The following is a 19,642-nucleotide window of genomic DNA, read 5'->3' as shown; positions in this document are numbered from 1 at the left end:
AAGTTCGTATATAATAACAACTGTATTAATAATAATAGTACAGTTAATACGGTTCATACACTTAGTACAGCTCACAAGCAAGAGATGGGAGGGTGGATATGTTTGACCTCGATGTTAGAAGCAGAAAGCCGATTTACGAACAACTCGTCGAAAAGATTAAAGAATTGATCATTAATGATGTATTGAAAAAAGATGAACAACTCCCTTCAGTAAGGGTGCTTGCTCAGCAGCTGACAATCAACCCGAATACGATTCAAAAAGCATATAGAGAACTTGAAGCACAGGGATATATTTATTCCATCAAAGGTAAGGGGAATTTTGTCAGTGAAACAATTGACTCCATTCAATCGGGAAAACGGATAAAGATTGAAGAGGAACTGACAAGACTCATTTCAGAAGCCTTGTACCTTGGTATGACAGGTGATGAACTGTGCGGATTAGTTAGAGAGATTGAACAAAGATAGGGGGAGGGACTAAAGTGATTGAAATACGTAATGTACACAAAAGCTTTGATGATATAGATGTATTAACCGATGTATCGTTTACCGTCAATAAAGGCTCGATCTACGGATTGCTCGGATCGAACGGAGCAGGTAAAACAACGCTCTTGAAGCACGTATCTGGCATTTACAGAGAAAATGAGGGAACGGTAACCATCGATGAACAGCCGGTATTTGAAAACATCTCGCTTAAGACCCGAATGATTTTTCTGCCAGATACACTGTACTTTTTTTCTCAATATACAGTAAAGCAAATGGCCAATTTTTATAGAAGCCTCTATTCGAATTGGAACGAGGAACGCTTCCAAAAGCTTCATGAGGTTTTTGAAATCGACGTGGATAAAAAAATCCAGAAATTCTCGAAAGGAATGCAAAGACAAGTCGCATTCTGGCTGACCCTTTCAGCAATGCCTGAAATCATGGTGCTTGATGAACCGTTCGACGGACTTGATCCAGTCATGCGTAAAAAGGTGAAGAACCTTATATTACAAGATGTTGCAGAAAGAGAAATGACCGTGCTGATCTCTTCACACAATCTCAGGGAAATCGAAGACATTTGTGACCATATCGGAATCTTACATAAAGGGAAACTCCTTTTGGAAAAAGATCTCGATGATTTGAAATCTGATATTCACAAGGTTCAGGTAGCGTTCAAGAAAGGGATTCCTGCCGGATTATTCGAGGACATCCACGTATTGTATAAGGAAGAACGAGGCAGTGTCCTGCTCTGTATCGTACGTGGACAGCCTGATATGATCGCGTCTAAATTTGAAAAATATGATCCTGTCATTTTTGACATGCTGTCACTGACGCTTGAAGAAATTTTTATTTACGAAATGGGGGACGTTGGGTATGCAATCAAAAACATCCTGGTTTAATAAAGAAATGATGATTCAAAGCTTCCGAAATGTCGGTTGGGTCGGAATCGTATATTTAGTTGGGCTGCTCTTTACGATCCCTCTTCAAGTACTGATGCTATGGTCGAACCAACGGGAATACGGCGATTTTTATTTTGAACGGTATGAAAATGTATTCTCGATATTGTTCGAAATTCAGATTGTGTTGATGTTCGCTATCCCAATCTTACTTGCGGTCTTTTTATTCCGATATCTACAGGTGAAGACAGCATCAGATTTCATGCATAGTCTACCGATCAAACGGACGACCATCTATAACCAATATGTAGGCATCGGTGTCTTTTATTTAGTCGTACCGGTCCTGGTAACAGCTATAACGTTATTAATACTTGATGGGATGCTTGATCTCGATAAATTTTTCACGGTACAGCAAATCCTATCCTGGGCCGGTATAACGATTGTGGTCATTCTGCTCGTGTTTCTTGCCGGGGTATTCGTCGGGACAGTGACAGGTCTTTCAGCGGTGCAAGCGGTACTGACATTCATCCTTCTGCTGTTCCCGGCAGGGATAACCGGATTGTTCATCGTGAACCTCAATCTCTTCCTGTTCGGCTTTTTGCCAAATTATTATGTTGAGTATGAAGTCATGCAATTATCGCCTGTAACGAATGCAGTTGATTTTGTAAATGGCATTCATCGTGTCGAGGGTTCAACAGAAAGTGTAATGAATACGGCGGAAATCTTGATTTATATTGCGGTCACCCTATTATTCTATGGTCTCGGAATGTGGCTGTATAAGAAACGGAATCTCGAAACCGTTTCCCACGCCATCGTATTCCGTCAATTTAGACCGATATTCAAGTATGGGGTCACATTTTGTACGATGCTATTCGGTGGGTTCTATTTCGGGGAGACCCAAAATAGTTTATCCTGGGCAGTTTTCGGCTATGTAATCGGATCCTTGATCGGCTATTTCATCGCGGAAATGCTGCTGCAAAAAACGTGGCGTGTGTTTACTAATGTCAAAGGGTACGGCATTTATGCGTTAGCAATGGTCGTACTCGGATTACTCATCCATTTTGATGTGACGGGTTACCAGAGCAAGGTGCCAGAGCTTGACGAGATTGAGCGCGTATACTTTGCAGAAGCGTCCTTTGGTTATATGAGGGACCAGGATCAAAATTCCTATGTTGTCGGCCGGCCAGTAGATGATCATAAACCGTTTTTCAACGAACCTGATAACATCCAAGCGATCCAATACCTGCATAGACAAATAATTGAAAATAAAGATATACTTGAACGTCCTACGCGTTCAGAACAAAGTGTCTTCATCGCTTATGAACTGAAAGACGGAGAAAAAGTGATCCGTCAATATGATCTTATCAATACTGAACCGTATAGCGATTATTTAAAGCAGATTTATAATTCAAAGGAATATAAAGAAGCGGAATATGAAGTATTACACGTCAACCCAGAACGAGTTGACCAAATATCTGTCAGCCCGCAAGGACCAGTTAATAAGAGGGCAGTGCTTTCAGATCCAGAAGTGATCACGGATGCCATTGCAGCACTCCAAACCGATGTTCAGAACGAGGATTACAACCCGCATGATAAATACCATAGCCGGGATTCCTCGATCACGATTTTACTGGACGGAAAGCATACAAGAGAAATCCATATGCCATTCAAGCCAGGCTATACGAGGTTTGAAAACGTCCTAAGGGAACAGGAAAAACTTAAAGAAGCACGGGTCAATGCAGAGGATATTTCGTTCGCGGTAGTGGTTAAACGCGATGACATTGGTGATATGGAAAAGTTCAGACATATGTTAAATGGACCGATTTCAGAACAGATGCTCGAGAATGATAAAGCCTTGAAGATTACATCAAAGGAACAGATTGAAAACTGCTTGCGTACTGCTATCGGATATGAGTATGGTCCAACAGAAGCTGATTATTTTATCGGTTTTCAATTTAAAAAACACGGTTTTTATGACTTGAGAACCTTTGATGATGGCAACATCCCGGAGTTCGTAAGACAGCATTTTGAATAAAAAGTGAGGTGGAACACGTGTCAGCCGTGTTAACAAGTATAAACTTAGACATTCCTGAAATTGATTTTACACTCATCTATGAAACTTTTTGCGATAAAGTTTATCGGGTTGCAATCCGGATTACCCGAGACGCTCACCTTGCTGAAGATATCATGCAGGAAACATTTATCAAAGCATTCAATAAATTGGATACGATAGCTGATCTCGATAAAATCGGAGCTTGGTTATCAACCATTGCATCACGAACAGCAATAGATCTGATTCGAAAAGAAAAAAGAGCCGGAACAATATCGGTTGAAGATGTCATGTATGCACAAGATGAAACGAAGACAGACCATTATTGTGATGTTGAAACAGAAGCAGAACATCATTGGCTAGAGGAAGAAATCCGGCAGGAGATCCAGCATCTGAAGCCTGATTTGAAAGATGTATTTCTCTTGAAATTTGAAAATGGGTATAAAGAAGAGGAAATTGCTGAGTATCTGCATCTTCCGAAAGGAACAGTAAAATCCCGTCTATACAGAGCTAGACAACAATTGAAGACTGGAATAAATAAAGGGAACGCTGAAGTTATAAGCGCGTAATCTTTGAACACCCCAACGATAAATTGGGGTGTTTTTTAGTAAGCGGAGTGGGGATTTTTGTCGCAAAGATGTATTGTCTAGCTCCAGCGCCTAGGTGCTGGAGCTTTACTCAACACGCAAAAAGGACACTGTTTGATACAGGGGGTACCATATCAAAAGTGTCCTTTCTATTTTAACTTTTAAGGGGGTTGTGTTAATAGATTTCGGGTTTTCCAATAACCGTATGGGGGTCTTTGAAAAAAGTTTTTACAAATATATATGATGAGGGTTTAAAATAAAAACGGAATGAATGCACATCGATGAGAATATAATAAATGTCTCTATCGAAGGATGTGGGAAAACATGGAATTGTGTTATAATCGAAGAAGTGCAATAGATGACACTTAAGGGTGGAAGGCGGATCCCCGTTTCGGTAGTGATGTCGAAACAGAAAAGGGGTGATGTCATGACAGCGTACGAGGCCATCAGTCTTATGCTAACGTTTGGACTGCTGATCGTCACGTTGTTAGCGTTTCCAACTAAAAGGAAATGACCATCCTTAAGCTTGCCGGCTAGGTAGGATGGTCATCCAGCTGAATAGTCTTCCCCCAAGAGGGAATCTATTGTGCTATCTCCAGGGAAGACTCTAAAGTTCTTAATTTAGAGTCTTCCCTTTTTATAAGTATATGTTGTCCTAATCATAGGATACCATATTTTCAAAAAACAAACAGTAGCACTGACTACTCCTTGTTAGTTTATCGCACTTGTATAAAAATCGTTCGGTTTATTATACAATGAATTCATATATAGGAATCGCGCAGTCAATTTCAGTATTCCTAGATAGCACGCCATTGAAAAAGTAGAGGGCGAGATCAGATGAACAAGAAAAAACTCATCCGCAATTTAATAATGACCGTAATAATACTGACTTTATTTCTCTGGTTAAACCACACTTTCTTGAAGATTCCGCCTGAGGAGATCCGAAACTGGGTTCTTTCATTCGGATGGATTGCACCAGGAATATATTTGATTTTATTTACAATCAGGCCGTTTGTTCTGTTTCCATCATCGTTATTAGCAATCGTAGGTGGACTTGCGTTTGGCTTCTGGTATGGGTTCGGGTTAACAATGGTAGGCACCTGCCTAGGCGCGGTTGTCTCGTTTTTAGCGGTTCGGAGATTGGGTATTACAGTAGGCAGGGTTCCTTCAAAGCCGAAATATGATAAAATACGGGAACAAATTAACCGGAGAGGCTTTTATATTTTAATTGTGTTACGCCTGCTCCCGTTTTTACATTTTGAAATTGTAACGTATTTAAGTGCGGTGTCTACTATTCGCTTTTCCCATTATCTATGGGCTACATTTCTAGGTGTGGTACCAGGCGCGTTTATTTATTGCGGCATTGGGAGCAGTGCATATTCAGGTGGAAATGAGATTATAATCCTATCAATTATTCTGTTGGTGGTATTAACGATTTTCCCATTTCTGTTTCGAAAACAACTCTCATCTATGCTTGCTTTTAAAGACTGATCAGGTCATCTAAACGATTTATATAAAAGGGAGATTTTATGGCGGAAAAAATATTGCTCATTGGAGGAGGCTATTCCCATCTTCATTTCTTGAAACGATTAAAAGAAGGTGAAAGGCTTACTAGCGATGTTACATTACTCTTACCCAAAAAGACTGATATTTACTCAAAAATGTTACCAGGCTTGCTTGAAGGAATCTATCAATTTGAACAGTTAGAATTGGATTTTGTAAAGTTAGCAACAGATGCAGGAGTGACATTTGTAAAAGGAAAACCATTATCGATTGATGCAAAACAAAAGATGGTCTTAACAGATGAAGGGGAGATTCTGAATTTCGATGTTGTTTCATTCGATATGGACTCAGCTTCGATTGACCCTTTCATCCTAAAGGATACAAGTGGAGTTATTGATCCTACTCACAACGAACAGGTCCAAAGGCTTATCAACGAAAAACGAATGACTGGACAGGTTGTAATTGCGGGTGGAAAACATGCAGGGATTGAATTAAGTTTCTCAATTCAAGCTTGGAAGGAAAAGAACGGCGATAACGGAAAGGTCATATTAATTAATCGCTTACGAGAACAGACTGAGGAAGCACATCAATCAAAAATTAGTCAGCTGATTCAAAGAGCGGGTATCCAACTTGTCGATGATGAAGAGGTGCAACGTGTGGACAAGAATGAAATCGTTACACAATCCTCCGCTTATTCGTTTGATACGTTTTTATGTCTACCAACATCAAAAGCATCTAAGTTATTCAGGAGCTCTAAGCTGCCCGTTGATGAAAAAGGAAAATTGATCGTTGAAGACACCTTGCAGGTGAAGCAATTTCCATTTATTTTTGGGACAGGAGCCAGTGTAACGTTTAGAGATTACCCTAACCTACCTTGTAATCATGCTTCATTACTAAAGCAGGGTAGTGTGCTTTTTGATAATATCAAAGGGTATCTTCAAAGTGGGGAAGGTTATCGTTATACTCCGCCAAAACGTACTTTATCGATTTTATCAACTGGCAACCGAAAAGCCTTATTATCGTATGGAAAACTAAGTATGTTCGGCTATCTACCATGGCTTTTAAGGGATCGAATCGATCGTAAGTCGATTGGTTTGATCAATTGAAAAATAAAAATGAAATGGACCTGAGCGAAGTCAAGTTTACTCCTCAGGTCCTTCCTAATAATTACTTATTTACATCGTTTGTTTCGTTAGATGATACATTTTACTGCCAATCGGTCGAGAAATATGTGGTTTAATCAAGTCGACCGCCTCCGCAATCCCCTCTAAAGAAATGCCTGTTCGAATGCCCATTTGTTCAAGCATGAATACCACATCTTCTGTTGCTACATTACCTGTTGCTCCGGGTGCGAACGGACAGCCGCCAAGTCCGCCACTAGAACAATCAAACCTAGTAATACCTGCTTGCAGACAGGCATATATATTTGCGAGAGCCATACCGCGGGTATCATGGAAATGTCCGGTTATCAATACTTTTCCCTCGAGTTTATTATGTAATCGTTCAAACAACTCATAGCTTTCATGTGGATTTGCCATACCAACCGTATCGGCTACACTCAATTCATCTACTCCAAATTCAACAAATTGTGAGCACAATGCTTCTGTATCTGCGGGGTCGATTTTCCCTTCATACGGACAGTAAAAAGAAGTTGAAATACAAGCCCGTACAAAATAGCCCTTCTCCTTAAGTTCTTTGATGATCGGTTGAAGCTCACTCATGCTTTCTTCGGTCGTTTTATTAATGTTCTTTTCATTGAAGGATGAACTGACACCGACGAATACAGCGACATGCTTTACGTTTGTATCGTAAACACGTTCGATTCCTTTCCGATTCGGTGCAAGTACGAAATTCCGTTCACTGTCAAGGCATGCATCAATGATTTCCTTCGCATCGCTCATTTGCGGTACCCATTTTGGAGAGACAAAAGACGTCAATTCAATTTGCTTTATTCCAGCAGCTTTAAGTGCGTTGATAAATTCAATTTTAGTTGCGGTAGGAACTGGATTCTTTTCGTTTTGCAGTCCGTCTCTAGGTCCTACTTCGATTATTGTAACTTCCTTAGGTATGTTCATATAGACCTCCAATACTCAGATGAAATGTAAGCGTTATCTTTTATTGTATCGTGTTAATTTTCTGAGAAGCAAGTATTTTCTATCAAAACGAGAAATATTGTCGAATAAGAAGGAGAATTCAGAAATAAGTGAGAAATAGACAAGGTAGAGCATCAGAAGTCTGTTCGGATTATGGGGAAACCTGTACCGGATAAGATCTTACAACAACAGATTACAAGGAGGCGTAGAAAAAGATGGAGAGAGAAGCTGTAATTGTTAGTGCCGTCCGAACACCGATTGGTGGCTTTGGCGGTAGTTTAAAATCAATATCTGCCCCGATACTGGGCGGGTTGGTCATTAAAGAAATAATTGAACGCACTGGAGTGAATGAAGTTGATGAGGTGATCATGGGGAACGTGCTGCAGGCAGGCCTTGGTCAGAATCCGGCACGTCAGGCTGCGATGGCGGCGGGACTGTCTGAAACAGTTTCATCAATGACGATAAATAAAGTATGTGGATCGGGTCTAAAGACAGTCCACTTAGCCGCACAATCCATTTTACTTGGTGACGCAGACGTTGTCATAGCGGGCGGAATGGAAAATATGAGTCAAGCACCCTATTTGTTAAAAAGAGCCCGTGATGGATACAAAATGGGCGATCAAAAGGTAGTAGATTCAATGGTGCATGACGGGCTTTGGTGTGCCTTTAATGATTACCACATGGGCCTTACTGCTGAAAATCTATGTGAGTCTCATGGGTTATCACGTGAGGAACTTGATGAATTTTCAGCATGGAGCCAGGAAAAAGCATCTACTGCAATCGAAGCTGGGAAGTTCAAGGATGAAATTATCCCTGTTACGATTCCACAGCGAAAAGGAGACCCTATTGTTTTTGATACAGATGAGTACCCGAAAAAAGGGACAACTGCAGATAAACTCGGAAAATTAAGGCCAGCGTTCAAAAAAGACGGTTCAGTAACAGCAGGAAACGCATCTGGAATCAATGATGGAGCTGCAGCCGTGATGGTCATGAGTAGACAGAAAGCAGAGGAACTAGGATTGAAACCGCTTGTTGTGATCCGTGCAAATGCATCAGCAGGAGTGGATCCGAGCATTATGGGTATCGGTCCAGTGCCAGCCACGAAAAAAGCACTTGAAAAGATGAATTTATCTTTGGAGAGGGTTGACCTGATTGAGGCGAACGAGGCTTTTGCGGCGCAGTCGCTGGCTGTCGGTAAGGAGTTGGAGTTCGATCGTGAACGGTTAAACGTAAACGGTGGAGCCATCGCACTTGGTCACCCGATCGGTGCAAGTGGAACCCGAATTCTTGTTACATTGATTCATGAGCTTAAACGTAGAAATGGGAAGTATGGCCTCGCTACATTATGTATTGGCGGCGGTCAAGGAGTAGCAACAGTAATTGAAAATGAAGCGTAAAAGGAGATGAATGAAAAATGAAACCAGTAGAAACCTCATTTTTGGAAGCAGTAAAAGATATTCATGATGGCGCTACAATCATGGTTGGCGGCTTCGGCTTGGTCGGAATCCCTGAAAATTTAATTTTGGCACTAGTTGAAAGCGGTGCCAAAGATTTGACTGTGATTTCTAACAATTGTGGAGTCGATGATTGGGGCTTAGGATTATTATTAAAAAACAAACAAATCAAGAAAATGATCGGTTCTTATGTCGGTGAAAATAAAGAATTTGAACGTCAGGTTCTTTCTGGTGAAATTGAGGTTGAACTGACTCCGCAAGGAACGCTTGCTGAAAAGATCCGTGCCGGTGGAGCAGGAATTCCGGCTTTCTATACACCTGCGGGAGTTGGAACACCGCTAGCGGAAGGTCGTGAGGTACGAAATTTTGATGGGAAAGATTACTTGCTTGAAAGAGGGATGACAGCAGATTTCAGCTTAGTCCGTGCAATGAAAGGTGACAAGATGGGGAATCTCATCTACAACAAGACCGCTCGGAACTTTAGCCCGATGATTGCGGCAGCTGGAAAAGTAACGATTGCCGAAGTAGAAGAACTATATGAAATCGGAGAACTCGATCCAGATTCGATTCATACACCGAGTATTTATGTACAAAAGCTCATTGTTGGTAAACAGCAGAAAAAAATTGAGCGCTTAACATTGACGAAATAAACGCTAGAGGAGGAAATGCGATGACGAAAGTAGATAAAGCAAAAGTACGTGAACGAATCGCGAGACGAGCAGAAAAGGAAATCAAGGATGGCTATTACGTAAATCTAGGAATTGGAATGCCGACCCTTGTCGCCAACCATATTTCCGATAACAAACAAGTTGTTCTCCAATCCGAAAATGGGTTGCTTGGAATCGGCCGTTATCCAACAGAGGATGAAGTTGACCCAGACTTGATCAATGCCGGAAAAGAAACGGTGACCGCAAGTAAAGGTGCAGCGTATTTTGACAGCTCAGAATCATTTGCGATGATCCGAGGCGGACATATTGATATTGCCATTTTAGGGGGAATGGAGGTTTCAGTAAATGGCGATCTTGCCAACTGGATGATCCCCGGAAAAATGATTAAAGGAATGGGTGGTGCAATGGACCTCGTACATGGCGCGAAACGAATCATTGTCATCATGGACCACGTTAATAAAAGTGGTGAACCAAAAATTCTGAACAGCTGTTCCCTGCCGCTGACCGGTAGTGGAGTAGTGGATCGGATCGTTACAGATCGGGCAGTGATTGATGTGACAGAAGACGGATTGAAGCTTATTGAGGTTGCAGAAGGATACACACCCGAAGACATTCAAAGTGTCACCGAGCCTGCGCTTACGATAGATGAAAATGTACGAGTGAATGCATTTTAAAAAGTGATTAAAGCTGAAAGGGGATGTGGGGTTTGATTAGAGGGTTAACTTCAATTTCGAACAAGGTGATGCAACGTTACCTGCCCGATCCATTCTTGTTTGTAGTCATATTGACGTTTTTTGTTTTTCTGATGGGCTTGATCATCACTGGTAGCAGCCCTGTAGAAATGGTGAGTTTCTGGGGAGATGGTTTCTGGAGCTTGTTGACGTTTGCGATGCAAATGGTTTTGATCTTAGTAACAGGGTATGTGCTTGCAAGCAGTCCTTTATTTAAAAAGGGGCTGCGCTCTCTTGCTTCGTTAGTTTCAACACCCGGACAGGCGATTGTAATGGTTACGCTTGTATCTCTTCTTGCAAGCTGGATCAATTGGGGATTTGGCCTTGTTATAGGAGCTCTATTTGCAAAGGAGCTTGCGAGACAGGTCGAAAAAGTAGACTATCGCCTATTGATTGCCAGTGCATATACTGGTTTTATGGTATGGCACGGTGGATTTTCCGGATCCATTCCACTGACGATTGCCACACCGGATCATTTCACGAGTGACATAATCGGTATTATTCCTACGTCAGAAACCATTTTTGCTCCGTTTAACTTATTTATAGTCGTGAGCTTATTCATTGTGTTACCGATTGTAAACCGTTTAATGATGAACCAGAAAGACAATCAATATTACATTGATCGCTCCATTCTTGAAGAAAAAAACGTAGAGGCGGCTGCTGTGGAAGCATCAACACCAGCTGATAAACTTGAGAACAGTTGGATTGTCTCGGTGATCACAGCATTACTCGGTATTGCGTTTATTGTTTATTACTTTGTGGACAGCGGATTTAGCTTGAATTTAAACATTGTGAACTTTACGTTCCTGTTTCTTGGTATTTTATTGCACGGGACACCGAGAAGATTTATTGACAGTGTTGGTGATGCTGTAAAGGGTGCCGGAGGGATCATTATACAGTTCCCGTTCTATGCTGGAATCATGGGAATGATGGTGACCTCAGGACTTGCAGAGGAAATGTCTGTCTGGTTTGTGAATATCTCTAATGAACTTACATTTCCATTCTTTGCTTTTATTAGTGCGGGTATCGTCAATTTTTTCGTGCCATCTGGCGGAGGCCAATGGGCAGTTCAAGCACCGATTATGCTCTTGGCTGGTGAAGAACTCGGTATATCTGCTGCGAAAACAGCAATGGCAGTTGCCTGGGGAGATGCGTGGACGAACATGATTCAACCATTCTGGGCTCTTCCTGCATTGGCAATTGCAGGCTTATCCGCAAAAGATATCATGGGATTTTGCTTAATTTCAATGATTGTAGGTGGAGTGTTCATTTCAATCGGCCTTGTGTTTATTTAATCAGTTAAGTCTGGTTTTGGAGGAATAAATGATGAGTGGAATTTATTTACTTGAAGGAGCAAGAACTGCCTTTGCATCGTTCGGTCAATCTTTCGCAAACGTGTCTACAACCGATCTGGGAGTTACTACTGTCCAAGAAGCGCTGAGGCGTGCCGATGTATCACCTGATCTTATTGAGCAGGTCGTTTATGGCAATGTCATTCATAGTAGTAGAAACGCTCCATATGTAGCTAGGCATATTGCGACACAAGCCGATGTTCCTACCACAACCCCTGCAATGCTCGTCAATCGGTTATGCGGGTCAGGGCTGCAATCTGTCATTTCAGGTGCTCAATCCTTGTTGTTGGGCGAAGGAGATACGGCACTAGTCGGCGGCGTCGAGAACATGTCCATGAGCCCGCACGTTTCCTTTACAAACCGGTTTGCACCACCGAAACTAGGAAACGTTCAGTTTGAAGATATGCTTTTACTTACGCTCCGAGACGAAGCAATTGGAGATGGTATGGGAATTACGGCGGAGAATTTGGCGGATCAATACGACATAACCCGTGAAGAGCAGGACTCCTATTCTGTATTGAGTCACCAGAGAGCGTCCAAGGCAATTGAGAATGGCCGTTTTCAAAAAGAAATCGTTCCGATAGAGGTTAAGAATCGAAAGGATACGAAAACAATTGTCTTGGATGAGCATGTACGTTCTAATACATCCATAGAACAGTTATCACGACTAAAGCCTTCCTTCAAAAAGGATGGATCCGTGACTGCAGCGAATTCGAGTGGAATTAATGATGGGGCAGCATCTCTGATTATATCAACCGATTCTTTCTTAAAAAAGAAGCAGACAAAGCCTTTAGCAAAAATACGTTCCTGGGCGATCTGCGGTGTTGATCCTACAATTATGGGAATCGGCCCAGTCCCTGCAATCCGACTTGCACTTCAACGTGCCAATCTTTCTGTTGAAGAGATTGATTTATTTGAGGTGAACGAGGCGTTTGCCGCACAGTATTTGGCGGTCGAGAAGGAATTGAAATTGGATCGTGATAAAACCAATGTCAATGGTGGTGCGATTGCCCTTGGGCATCCGGTAGGTGCTAGTGGAGCTCGACTGTTGCTCTCCTTAGCCTATGAGCTCCGTGAACGTGACTTACAATACGGGGTCGCAAGTCTTTGTATCGGAGGAGGCCAAGGAATCGCAATGGTCATCGAACGAGAAAACTAATTGTCCCAAATCCCTCACCTCATAGTTTAAGTGATGTTGGCTAAACTAAGCCTAGTTCATTTGGGAGGTGTAGGGATGCCTTGGGATGTAGTTCTTAAAACGATACTGGGGTTTTCCGTTCTTTTATTTTTAATACGTATTCTTGGTAAAAAACAGCTTGGTCAGATTACATATTTCACCTACATAACCGGTGTTGCAATGGGAAATATTGCTGGGGATATGGTTGTCCATAAAGACATTACCATAGGAGATGGAATAACTGCACTGGTCATGTGGGCAATTCTTACGCTTTTTATTGAAATAGTCAGTTTGAATTCGGGTACTTTAAGAGGTGTTCTTGATGGGGAACCGACAATCGTGATCAAAAAAGGAAAGATCCAGCAATCAGCATTACGGAAAAACAAACTGAATATGGATGATCTCACGATGTTGTTGCGGACGAAGGATGTTTTTTCGATTAAAGACGTCGATTATGCAATCCTGGAACCGAATGGACAAATCAGTATCCTTAAGAAGGTTTCAAAAGAAAGTCCGACCAAAGATGACCTGAACTTGCCGGTAATAGCGAGAGGGTATCTGCCGACCGAGATCATCGTTGATGGTAAGATTGTAAACAAAAACTTACAGGAGTATGGTCGTTCTGTAAAATGGCTGTTTCAAGAATTGAAGTACCATCAGGTGGATTCTCTTGAGGATGTGTTCTTTGCAGAATTGCAAGAGGATGGAAGCTTGGAAGTGATCAAAAAAGAATCGAAACAATCCGGTTGGAAGGGATTGAGCTAACATTATAGCTCAATCCCTATGTTTGTTATAGTGATCATTTTTTGTCGACTGCTGTAACAAGTGGATTTCGTCATCCGTTAATGAAATCGTTGATGCTTCTGTATTACTCCTCACTTGCTCGATTTTACTGGCACCAGGAATTATAGAAGCGACAGCCGGATGGTGCAGCGGATAGCGGAGTGCGATGTGTGATAACGCGCGATCATTTGCGATCTCTTTCATATTTGTTACTACACGTTTGATTTCCTGAGGAGAGTAATCGAGAAATCCCTTTTCTGTATGGGAAGAAAAGACCCGCTCTGATAGATTCCCCTTTGCTAGTGGACCTCTTGCGATGACAGAAACGCCAGCGTCATTAATCAAGTCCAGCCATTCCTCTGGTCGACGGTCCAACAAACTATATTGCATCATGATACTTACAATGTTCGATCGAGTTAAATATTCTTTAATAACATTCGGCCGGATTGAGGATATCCCGTATTCCCTTATTAATCCTTCCTTTTTTAACTGTTCGAATGTGTCTGCTATTTCATCAATAGGGTCATCGATCGTTCCCCCATGTAGCTGGTATAGATCGATATAATCCGTTTTTAATCGGGTTAATGAATCCTTCACCGCTCGTTTGATATAATCGCTTGACGGATCCCATTCCCATCCATCCTTCACATTGTCCCAGCGGTTCCCAACCTTAGTAGCTAAAATACATTGGTCTCTTCTTCCTTTCAAAGCTTTACCGACAAACTCCTCATTTTTTCCAAAATCATAAAGGTCTGCTGTATCGATAAAGGTAACGCCATCATCCAGTGCTTTATGAATAATCTTGATCGCTTCTGATTCGTTTTCACCGAGTGACATACATCCTAAACCGATTTCCGAGACATGAAGATCAGATGTTCCAATTTGATTCGATTTCATTCAAACACCACCTTAAAAGTACGATACCACGTAAAATTATAGTAGCAAACCTAATATGCTTAGGAATAGCAAAAAGATTGACCCCCTAAAGAGCCAATCTCGATCATCATCACTTGCTTTTATGCTGTCCATCGATCCAATCCTGAACAGTGCGGTATTCATTCATATATTTTCTCAGCATATATTTGATTTGCCATGCTTTACCGACAAGTGTGACACTATTTGGTTGTAAATAGATTTTCATGAGTAGAACTCCTTTCATCTATTTCGCTGGTAGGGTTAGGTTGGGCTTGTATGGTAGACTTTATGTGTGAGTTACTAGAAATAGAACAAATATGTTCAAAAGTGTTTAAACATCTGAGATGAGGGCATCTTTGGACACATACACTGCTCTGAACATATAAAAGGAGATTTAATCATATGAAAAAATTAGAGGAAAAGACGCTTTCTACGAAGGTTTTATATAATGGGAAAATTATTGATCTCGTCCTTGAAGAAGTTGAACTCCCGAATGGTAATCGGAGCCAGCGTGAGGTCGTAAAGCATCCTGGTGCCGTCGCCATTCTTGCGATTAATCCGGAAAATAAGATTGTACTTGTTAAGCAATATCGAAAACCGCTAAACCGTTCAATCATTGAGATCCCTGCAGGCAAGCTTGAAAAAGGGGAATCACCTGAGTCATGTGCACGAAGAGAATTAGAAGAAGAAACGGGCTTTCGCATTGATCGATTGACACATATCCAGTCCTTCTATACTTCACCAGGATTTGCTGATGAAATTGTACACATTTATTTTGCAGATTCTTTAAAGAAAGGCACAGTTCAGCTTGATGAAGATGAATTTGTGGATTTGATGGAAGTTTCTTTAGATGAGGCACTGGAATTGATGAAATCGAATGAAATTTATGATGCGAAAACCGCTTTTGCAATCCAATTCCTGCAGCTGAAACAGATGGAGAATGAATAGGATGAAACACTTTTTTGCAGATTTACATATTCATCTCGGTAGTACGTATCATGGAAAACCTGTGAAAATTTCTGCCTCATCGAATTTAACACTTCCAAACGTTCTCAACACGGCTTTTCTTGTAAAAGGCATGCAGATCGTTGGAATCATTGATTGTCACGTTCCTGAAGTGATAGAGGAACTGGAACAAATGATTGAAGATAATGAGCTTTATGAACATGAGGAGGGTGGCCTAATATATAAAAACGGATGCCTCATTCCTGGTTCTGAAATAGAAGTTTACGATGATTCCTGTAACGGACCGATCCATGTTTTGGTCTACTTTCCCGACATAGACCATTTAAAACAGTTCAGCAGCTGGTTGATTTCAAGGATGACGAACCCGAACCTTTCCTCGCAACGGTTTTATGGGACAGCACGTGAACTACAGGAAAAGACACATCAGTTGAACGGATTGTTCATCATTGCTCATGCGTTCACTCCTTTTAAAAGTATGTATGGAAAAGGTGTGGAGAGAACGTTAGTGGAAGTGTTCGACCCTGATATAATCGACGGGATTGAACTAGGTTTAAGCTCTGACATTAAAATGGCGGATCAAATTAAGGAGCTTCATCAATATCCATATCTTACGAATTCAGATGCACATTCCCTAGAGAAAATTGCTAGAGAATATCAAGTACTCGAAATGAAAAAGCCTTCCTTTCACGAACTTAAGCTTGCATTAACGGAACAGAAGGGCCGCAAGATCTTCCGTAATTTTGGATTGAACCCATTGCTTGGGAAGTATTATCAAACTTGCTGTGCAAAGTGCGGAGAACCTGAAAAGCTGATGAATGTAGGTCAAAAGTGTTTGAAATGTAAAAAAGGCAAAATCATCAAAGGTGTTTATGATCGAATCAAGGAAATCGGTGGTGAAGAAACCCAGCCACATAATGACCGTCCAGGATATACACACCAAGTCCCACTTGAATTCATTCCAGGTGTTGGACCAGGGACATTGAGAAAATTACGCACCGCGTTCGGGACGGATATGAATGTCATCCATACAGCATCCTCAGAAGAATTGCTTGGAATCATTCCAGAAAAGATCGCTGAACATATTCTGGCATCTAGAACAGGAAAGCTGAATGTACAACCAGGTGGGGGCGGCAAGTACGGAAGCGTATCCAAATAATTCTATGACCGTGCTCTAGCTTTTGGTCATACTCTATGAAAACTCTCATAGAATGAATTAAGAGATTCTTGAGGGAGGACAAGTGATGGAGCGCGGAATTACATTTTCAATGAAACGGTCATTTTCCCAACATTTACAGGAGCATTCTTCTTTATATACATTTACAATCGTCTTGATGATGATGGGGATTATTTTTGGTGCCATTATTGTAAATAGTTTAAGCTCTATGCAAAAGGAAGATCTATTCCATTACCTTGGTAGATTTTTCGGGCAAGTTTCAGAAGGAGAAGTCGCCAGTTCTTCCGCAATGTTTACCCAAAGTTTTTTTCATTATCTAAAATATATCGGACTAATCTGGATTTTGGGATTATCAATTATTGGACTCCCGGTTATCCTTGTTTTACTTTTTTTGAAAGGGATGGTAGTCGGTTTTACAGTTGGATTCCTCGTTAACCAAATGGGCTGGCAAGGTTTCTTGTTATCGTTCGTCTCTGTTTTGCCGCAAAATTTGATCCTGATCCCGTCTTTTATATTTGTTACTACAGCAGCTGTTGCAATCTCCATGACATTAATAAAAGGACAATTCTCAAATCGAATTACCATTCCGTTAATGCCGTTGATTGGACGATATACGTTGACTGTAATGATGATTATGATCATTGTCGCTGGAGCATCATTCATCGAAGCCTTCATTTCGCCTGTACTGATCAAAGCAACACTTGGTTTATTTGGTTAAACTAAAATATCCGCAGCCTTTTTTATATCGATTCTAATATGATAATTGAAATAAAACCGTTATTAAAATAATTATAATTTGACACTATTTTTCCACGTGATTATAATAAGGGTATACATAAAGCGTGGGAGGGGTCACCTTGGAAACCCGTATCGATCGTATTAAGAAACAGCTTCATTCACAAAGCTATAAGTTAACTCCTCAACGTGAAGCAACGGTACGTGTATTACTTGAACGCGAAGAAGATCATTTGAGTGCTGAGGACGTTTATCTACTCGTAAAAGATAAAGCACCTGAGATTGGGCTTGCCACGGTTTACCGTACCCTAGAATTGTTAACTGAACTTAAAATTGTTGATAAAATCAATTTTGGCGATGGCGTTTCACGTTATGACCTCAGACAAGAAGGAGCAGCTCATTTTCATCATCATTTGGTTTGTATCGAATGCGGTGCAGTTGATGAAATACAAGAGGATCTACTTGGTGATGTAGAAAAGCTTGTTGAGAGGGATTGGAACTTTAAGATAAAAGACCACCGCCTCACCTTCCATGGGATCTGCCATCGTTGCCATGAAAAAACGGCCGAAACAGGCACAGAACAAGAAATCGCACATAAATAGATCTTTCCTTCGGTAAAAGGCGAGGTCTTTTTTGGTTACATAGGTTTATGACTAGCTCTGACTCCCAGATGCTTCCGTTTTAATTTATTTTGGAGTATTTTTTATGTAAACTTCATTCAGCAACTTGTATACTAGATAGTGAAAGCCTTAGATATGACTCTATCAACTTGGTTTTTTCAACAAAACGAAGTATAATCTCCCGCAAAACAGGCATACCTTGTAAAGAGGACAAACTTGGGAGGTTATCCTGTCAAATGAAGGCTTTCATTCAAGTTATATGGAATACGTTAAAAGTTTTCATGGCTTTTACCGGCTGCACATTGCTATTTTACTACGGATTGATATGGTTAAATACAGAATACCAGGATTATCATCGCTATGATGAACCAGAAGGTCGTGCGGTTAAGGTATTCGAGTCATTTCAGACTGAGAATGAAATGAACTGGGTCCAGCGGTTATTACTATTTTATGAAACCGGTGAATAAGGAGAGTTCTTCATATGAAAGATGAAGTTCAGGATTTTTTACATTATCTTACGGTTGAGCGAGGATTGGCAGCGAACACATTGCAATCCTATGAACGAGATTTGAAACAATACACGAATCACTTAATTAATGAAAGAAAGCAAAAGGATTTAAATGCGATAAGACGGAATGATATTGTTCAATATCTTTATTTTTTGAAGGACGGTGGCAAAGCATCAACAACCATCGCACGGAATATTGCCTCGATCCGATCCTTTCATCAGTTTTTAGTAAGAGAAAGGCGTACTGATCAAGACCCTGCCGTACATATCGAAACACCGAAAACAGAGCGACGTCTACCAAAGATCTTATCCTCAGTGGAAGTGGAAAATCTGATGGAGGCTCCCGAAAAGAATACTGCTTTCGGATTAAGAGATCGTGCAATGATAGAGTTGTTATATGCAACGGGTATCCGAGTTTCAGAGCTGATTCAAATGAATCTCGAGGATGTCCATCTAACGATGGGCTTCGTTCGTTGCGTTGGAAAAGGAGATAAGGAACGAATTATCCCAGTAGGAAAAATGGCGAGTCAGGCACTGACAGATTACCTTGATTCTAGTAGAGGGAGTCTGCTAAAACGAGGGTCATCAGAAGCATTGTTCCTAAATCATCATGGAAACCGTCTTTCGAGGCAAGGCTTTTGGAAAATCCTCAAAAAGCTTGCTAGAGCAGCTAATATAACTAAGGAACTTACTCCCCACACGTTACGTCATTCGTTTGCGACACACCTGCTCGAAAACGGGGCAGATTTACGTGCAGTCCAGGAGCTGTTAGGTCATGCGGATATATCCACTACACAAATTTATACGCATGTAACAAAAACTAGATTAAAAGATATCTACTCCACATATCATCCGAGAGCGTGAAACGGGCGTGCGCTCCCTACAAAAAAATGATACACTCGAATGGGTAATTTTAAGGGAGGGGAGTATCTTCCCTTTCGTTTTAGATGT

General features: G+C 41.1%; 22 protein-coding genes. 19 read left to right on the top strand and 3 right to left on the bottom strand.

The genetic code is table 11. The features are described 5' to 3' along the window. The first annotated feature begins 98 nt into the window (after positions 1-98). The 7 genes from MOJ78_RS12860 (at position 99) to MOJ78_RS12830 (ending at position 6,621) form a co-directional block, all read left to right on the top strand. Positions 99-464, top strand: coding sequence for a GntR family transcriptional regulator (locus MOJ78_RS12860; RefSeq protein WP_304977749.1), 366 nt, complete (start codon positions 99-101; stop codon positions 462-464). A gap of 14 nt (positions 465-478) precedes the next feature. Then, complete coding sequence (locus tag MOJ78_RS12855; protein ID WP_304977748.1) at positions 479-1,378, top strand: ABC transporter ATP-binding protein; 900 nt, start codon at positions 479-481, stop codon at positions 1,376-1,378. Beyond that, entirely contained in the window at positions 1,353-3,410 is a 2,058-nt protein-coding gene (locus MOJ78_RS12850) for a DUF6449 domain-containing protein (protein ID WP_304977747.1), read from the top strand. The genes MOJ78_RS12855 and MOJ78_RS12850 overlap by 26 nt, the downstream gene beginning before the upstream one ends. A gap of 17 nt (positions 3,411-3,427) precedes the next feature. Then, positions 3,428-3,994 carry an RNA polymerase sigma factor gene (locus MOJ78_RS12845; protein ID WP_304977746.1) on the top strand — a complete coding sequence of 189 codons (567 nt, stop codon included), beginning with the start codon at positions 3,428-3,430 and terminating at the stop codon, positions 3,992-3,994. Between the two features lie 376 nt (positions 3,995-4,370). After that, positions 4,371-4,526, top strand: a complete 156-nt coding sequence (locus tag MOJ78_RS12840) for a putative holin-like toxin (RefSeq protein WP_304977745.1) — start codon at positions 4,371-4,373, stop codon at positions 4,524-4,526. Between the two features lie 323 nt (positions 4,527-4,849). Continuing rightward, the gene (locus MOJ78_RS12835; RefSeq protein ID WP_304977744.1) at positions 4,850-5,503 is read left to right on the top strand and encodes a TVP38/TMEM64 family protein; all 654 of its coding nucleotides are present in this window, start codon (positions 4,850-4,852) and stop codon (positions 5,501-5,503) included. Positions 5,504-5,541: 38 nt separating this feature from the next. Next, on the top strand, positions 5,542-6,621 hold the full coding sequence (locus MOJ78_RS12830; protein WP_304977743.1) for an FAD-dependent oxidoreductase: 1,080 nt from the start codon (positions 5,542-5,544) through the stop codon (positions 6,619-6,621). A gap of 69 nt (positions 6,622-6,690) precedes the next feature. Here the strand turns inward: MOJ78_RS12830 and MOJ78_RS12825 are convergent, their stop codons facing one another. Beyond that, positions 6,691-7,590, bottom strand: a complete 900-nt coding sequence (locus MOJ78_RS12825) for a hydroxymethylglutaryl-CoA lyase (protein ID WP_304977742.1) — start codon at positions 7,588-7,590, stop codon at positions 6,691-6,693. A 233-nt stretch (positions 7,591-7,823) separates the two neighbouring features. On the opposite strand from MOJ78_RS12825, the gene MOJ78_RS12820 reads away from it, so the two are divergent. The 6 genes from MOJ78_RS12820 (at position 7,824) to MOJ78_RS12795 (ending at position 13,755) form a co-directional block, all read left to right on the top strand. Then, the gene (locus tag MOJ78_RS12820) at positions 7,824-9,005 is read left to right on the top strand and encodes an acetyl-CoA C-acetyltransferase (RefSeq protein ID WP_304977741.1); all 1,182 of its coding nucleotides are present in this window, start codon (positions 7,824-7,826) and stop codon (positions 9,003-9,005) included. 17 nt (positions 9,006-9,022) lie between these two features. Continuing rightward, complete coding sequence (locus tag MOJ78_RS12815; RefSeq protein WP_304977740.1) at positions 9,023-9,712, top strand: CoA transferase subunit A; 690 nt, start codon at positions 9,023-9,025, stop codon at positions 9,710-9,712. 20 nt (positions 9,713-9,732) lie between these two features. After that, on the top strand, positions 9,733-10,404 hold the full coding sequence (locus MOJ78_RS12810; RefSeq protein ID WP_304977739.1) for a CoA transferase subunit B: 672 nt from the start codon (positions 9,733-9,735) through the stop codon (positions 10,402-10,404). A gap of 35 nt (positions 10,405-10,439) precedes the next feature. Then, positions 10,440-11,756 carry a short-chain fatty acid transporter gene (locus tag MOJ78_RS12805; protein ID WP_304981253.1) on the top strand — a complete coding sequence of 439 codons (1,317 nt, stop codon included), beginning with the start codon at positions 10,440-10,442 and terminating at the stop codon, positions 11,754-11,756. A gap of 31 nt (positions 11,757-11,787) precedes the next feature. Then, positions 11,788-12,972 (top strand): thiolase family protein, encoded by a 1,185-nt coding sequence (locus tag MOJ78_RS12800; protein WP_304977738.1) that lies wholly within the window; start codon positions 11,788-11,790, stop codon positions 12,970-12,972. A gap of 75 nt (positions 12,973-13,047) precedes the next feature. Next, positions 13,048-13,755 (top strand): YetF domain-containing protein, encoded by a 708-nt coding sequence (locus tag MOJ78_RS12795; RefSeq protein WP_304977737.1) that lies wholly within the window; start codon positions 13,048-13,050, stop codon positions 13,753-13,755. Between the two features lie 9 nt (positions 13,756-13,764). Here MOJ78_RS12795 and MOJ78_RS12790 read toward each other — a convergent pair whose 3' ends face one another. Next, a complete protein-coding gene (locus MOJ78_RS12790) occupies positions 13,765-14,670 on the bottom strand; it encodes an aldo/keto reductase (RefSeq protein WP_304977736.1) in 906 nt (301 codons plus the stop codon). 109 nt (positions 14,671-14,779) lie between these two features. Further along, the gene (gene mciZ, locus MOJ78_RS12785; protein WP_304977735.1) at positions 14,780-14,914 is read right to left on the bottom strand and encodes a Z-ring formation inhibitor MciZ; all 135 of its coding nucleotides are present in this window, start codon (positions 14,912-14,914) and stop codon (positions 14,780-14,782) included. Positions 14,915-15,090: 176 nt separating this feature from the next. On the opposite strand from mciZ, the gene MOJ78_RS12780 reads away from it, so the two are divergent. The 6 genes from MOJ78_RS12780 to xerD all read left to right on the top strand — a co-directional run bounded on the left by MOJ78_RS12780 (position 15,091) and on the right by xerD (position 19,555). Next, a complete protein-coding gene (locus MOJ78_RS12780; RefSeq protein WP_304977734.1) occupies positions 15,091-15,636 on the top strand; it encodes an NUDIX hydrolase in 546 nt (181 codons plus the stop codon). Between the two features lies 1 nt (position 15,637). Continuing rightward, the gene (locus tag MOJ78_RS12775; protein ID WP_304977733.1) at positions 15,638-16,810 is read left to right on the top strand and encodes an endonuclease Q family protein; all 1,173 of its coding nucleotides are present in this window, start codon (positions 15,638-15,640) and stop codon (positions 16,808-16,810) included. A gap of 85 nt (positions 16,811-16,895) precedes the next feature. Beyond that, a complete protein-coding gene (gene spoIIM, locus MOJ78_RS12770) occupies positions 16,896-17,546 on the top strand; it encodes a stage II sporulation protein M (RefSeq protein WP_304977732.1) in 651 nt (216 codons plus the stop codon). Between the two features lie 139 nt (positions 17,547-17,685). Beyond that, positions 17,686-18,165, top strand: coding sequence for a ferric iron uptake transcriptional regulator (locus tag MOJ78_RS12765; RefSeq protein ID WP_304977731.1), 480 nt, complete (start codon positions 17,686-17,688; stop codon positions 18,163-18,165). Positions 18,166-18,419: 254 nt separating this feature from the next. After that, entirely contained in the window at positions 18,420-18,650 is a 231-nt protein-coding gene (locus tag MOJ78_RS12760) for a YqzK family protein (RefSeq protein ID WP_304977730.1), read from the top strand. A 14-nt stretch (positions 18,651-18,664) separates the two neighbouring features. Further along, positions 18,665-19,555 carry a site-specific tyrosine recombinase XerD gene (gene xerD / locus MOJ78_RS12755; protein ID WP_304977729.1) on the top strand — a complete coding sequence of 297 codons (891 nt, stop codon included), beginning with the start codon at positions 18,665-18,667 and terminating at the stop codon, positions 19,553-19,555. Positions 19,556-19,642: the final 87 nt, after the last annotated feature.

The organism is Alkalihalobacillus sp. AL-G (assembly GCF_030643805.1).
GTDB lineage: Bacteria > Bacillota > Bacilli > Bacillales > Fictibacillaceae > Pseudalkalibacillus.
The sequence above is the reverse complement of the archived record's forward strand: the minus strand, read 5'-3'. Positions and strand labels throughout refer to the sequence as shown.

Excerpts from the sequence above, each read along its gene's own strand:
- spoIIM (WP_304977732.1), top strand. The coding sequence starts at position 16,896 with ATGGAGCGCGGAATTACATTTTCAATGAAACGGTCATTTTCCCAACAT.
- MOJ78_RS12830 (WP_304977743.1), top strand. The coding sequence starts at position 5,542 with ATGGCGGAAAAAATATTGCTCATTGGAGGAGGCTATTCCCATCTTCAT.
- MOJ78_RS12795 (WP_304977737.1), top strand. The coding sequence starts at position 13,048 with ATGCCTTGGGATGTAGTTCTTAAAACGATACTGGGGTTTTCCGTTCTT.
- MOJ78_RS12810 (WP_304977739.1), top strand. The coding sequence starts at position 9,733 with ATGACGAAAGTAGATAAAGCAAAAGTACGTGAACGAATCGCGAGACGA.
- MOJ78_RS12835 (WP_304977744.1), top strand. The coding sequence starts at position 4,850 with ATGAACAAGAAAAAACTCATCCGCAATTTAATAATGACCGTAATAATA.
- MOJ78_RS12825 (WP_304977742.1), bottom strand. The coding sequence starts at position 7,590 with ATGAACATACCTAAGGAAGTTACAATAATCGAAGTAGGACCTAGAGAC.
- mciZ (WP_304977735.1), bottom strand. The coding sequence starts at position 14,914 with ATGAAAATCTATTTACAACCAAATAGTGTCACACTTGTCGGTAAAGCA.
- MOJ78_RS12820 (WP_304977741.1), top strand. The coding sequence starts at position 7,824 with ATGGAGAGAGAAGCTGTAATTGTTAGTGCCGTCCGAACACCGATTGGT.
- MOJ78_RS12840 (WP_304977745.1), top strand. The coding sequence starts at position 4,371 with ATGACACTTAAGGGTGGAAGGCGGATCCCCGTTTCGGTAGTGATGTCG.
- MOJ78_RS12860 (WP_304977749.1), top strand. The coding sequence starts at position 99 with ATGTTTGACCTCGATGTTAGAAGCAGAAAGCCGATTTACGAACAACTC.
- xerD (WP_304977729.1), top strand. The coding sequence starts at position 18,665 with ATGAAAGATGAAGTTCAGGATTTTTTACATTATCTTACGGTTGAGCGA.
- MOJ78_RS12850 (WP_304977747.1), top strand. The coding sequence starts at position 1,353 with ATGCAATCAAAAACATCCTGGTTTAATAAAGAAATGATGATTCAAAGC.
- MOJ78_RS12775 (WP_304977733.1), top strand. The coding sequence starts at position 15,638 with ATGAAACACTTTTTTGCAGATTTACATATTCATCTCGGTAGTACGTAT.
- MOJ78_RS12780 (WP_304977734.1), top strand. The coding sequence starts at position 15,091 with ATGAAAAAATTAGAGGAAAAGACGCTTTCTACGAAGGTTTTATATAAT.
- MOJ78_RS12790 (WP_304977736.1), bottom strand. The coding sequence starts at position 14,670 with ATGAAATCGAATCAAATTGGAACATCTGATCTTCATGTCTCGGAAATC.
- MOJ78_RS12815 (WP_304977740.1), top strand. The coding sequence starts at position 9,023 with ATGAAACCAGTAGAAACCTCATTTTTGGAAGCAGTAAAAGATATTCAT.
- MOJ78_RS12760 (WP_304977730.1), top strand. The coding sequence starts at position 18,420 with ATGAAGGCTTTCATTCAAGTTATATGGAATACGTTAAAAGTTTTCATG.
- MOJ78_RS12800 (WP_304977738.1), top strand. The coding sequence starts at position 11,788 with ATGAGTGGAATTTATTTACTTGAAGGAGCAAGAACTGCCTTTGCATCG.